Origin of the sequence: Desulfotruncus alcoholivorax DSM 16058, from assembly GCF_000430885.1 — a bacterium.
In the GTDB taxonomy this organism is placed as follows: domain Bacteria; phylum Bacillota; class Desulfotomaculia; order Desulfotomaculales; family Desulfallaceae; genus Desulfotruncus; species Desulfotruncus alcoholivorax.
The window spans coordinates 1-1,460 of record NZ_AUMW01000063.1 but is presented as its reverse complement, the minus strand read 5'-3'; the positions used below and the strand labels follow the sequence as shown (position 1 = coordinate 1,460).

Genomic DNA, 1,460 nt, shown 5'->3' with positions numbered 1-1,460 from the left:
TAGCTTATGAAAAACGTGAGTGAAGCGTTAGAAAAAGTTGAAGAGTTGCGTTCTGAACTTTGTAAACTGTGTGGATCTTATACAAGCCAGGAAGCGCTAAGAATTAGCCAGGAGTTGGATTATTACATTGTAGCTGCTCAAAAAATGCTTGCTTTTGATCAAGGTACATCTAATTAGATAACTATGTTCCGGGAGGAAAGGTTTTGTAAAAGGAGTTGATTAATTTGGATACTGCTTATTTTAAGGGAACATTGCAGGTCAAGAAAACCGCCGGCGGATGGCGGCATTATATATTGCTTGGTGATGGCAGTCATTACGATTTGCACTGCGGCTCTTCACTTGAAGTCCAACTGGGTGAATGGGTGCCGGATAACGAAGGGGAGCATTTTGAAGCTAGGAACTGGCTGGCTGGCAGGTATGAAGCCAACCTAAGTTCTGATAACCCCAAAGCGCACTTATACATTGGCTATGCAGCCCCTTTGGGGCAGGGGGTATATGTTGTTATGCCCACGGGAATCCGGGTAAGGCATTCGAAAAAGTAAATACTAATTACTAATTTCCATCTCCTCTCCCTAAAACTGCCCCGGGATGATAACACCCGGGGCTATTTTATTAACAAGCACTGCGGGAGGGATTATTTATGTCATGCTGGTCAATTTGTGAACTTCAATACCTAATTGATCATTATAAGACATGTGGCCCGACGGCGGTCGCAAAGGCCATGGGACGAGATGTGAACAGCGTTTCAGGTATGGCCGGCGTTTTCGGCATCCGCCGTGATAGAGAAGCCGAGTACAGTGAGGATGAGGTTAATTTCCTTCGTAAAAACTGGGGCAAAATGACGGTTAAGGCCATTGCCCGGAAACTTGGTAGATCCGTTGGCAGTGTAGAAAAGAAGGCTAAAAAGCTTAAACTAGGGCCGATTTATAACCCGGGCTATTTTAATCAGAATGAAATTGAAAAAATAACCGGAATAAATCACCAAACACTTAAGCAGTACATCGAACAAGGGTTGATTAAGGCAACCCGATCAAAAACTAAAAAGGGGAGAATTAAACAAATCACCCCCAAAGAACTTGAGAGATTTCTCAGAGAAAACCCTGATAAATGGGACGCGAGAAAGGCCAAGAGTGTTATAAAAGCCATTCGCGCCAAGGAGCTTGAAATTGAAAAGACCAAAGTAAAACGTTCTGAAGGGGCAAATAAACGTAAAGTACCCGAAATGCTCCGAGACAGATTCATGGATTTTGTAGTGCAAGTAGCACTGGACTATAGTGACCGCATTGCTGAAGCCAGAAAAGGCCCGGAATGGTTTCGGTCGAAACTAGAACAGGATCAATCCAGACACCCAAGAGAGCGCATGCGGTGGACACCTGCAGAAGACGCCGCCTTACGCAGGACGTTCAGGGAAAACAAACTGACTTACAAGGAAATTGGTGAGCGTTTGGGGCGTTCTGCTG

Annotated in this window: 3 protein-coding genes; all 3 read left to right on the top strand. The window is 44.7% G+C overall.

The genetic code is table 11. The features are described from left to right. Positions 1–6: 6 nt before the first annotated feature. Positions 7–177, top strand: coding sequence for an aspartyl-phosphate phosphatase Spo0E family protein (locus H569_RS23750; protein ID WP_081411095.1), 171 nt, complete (start codon positions 7–9; stop codon positions 175–177). A gap of 47 nt (positions 178–224) precedes the next feature. Next, positions 225–542, top strand: a complete 318-nt coding sequence (locus H569_RS0117070; RefSeq protein ID WP_027365966.1) for a DUF5348 domain-containing protein — start codon at positions 225–227, stop codon at positions 540–542. Between the two features lie 98 nt (positions 543–640). Continuing rightward, positions 641–1,460 (top strand): helix-turn-helix domain-containing protein (locus H569_RS20890; protein WP_034631244.1); only part of this gene is annotated, 820 nt, incomplete at its 3' end.

Excerpts from the sequence above, each read along its gene's own strand:
- H569_RS23750 (WP_081411095.1), top strand. The coding sequence starts at position 7 with ATGAAAAACGTGAGTGAAGCGTTAGAAAAAGTTGAAGAGTTGCGTTCT.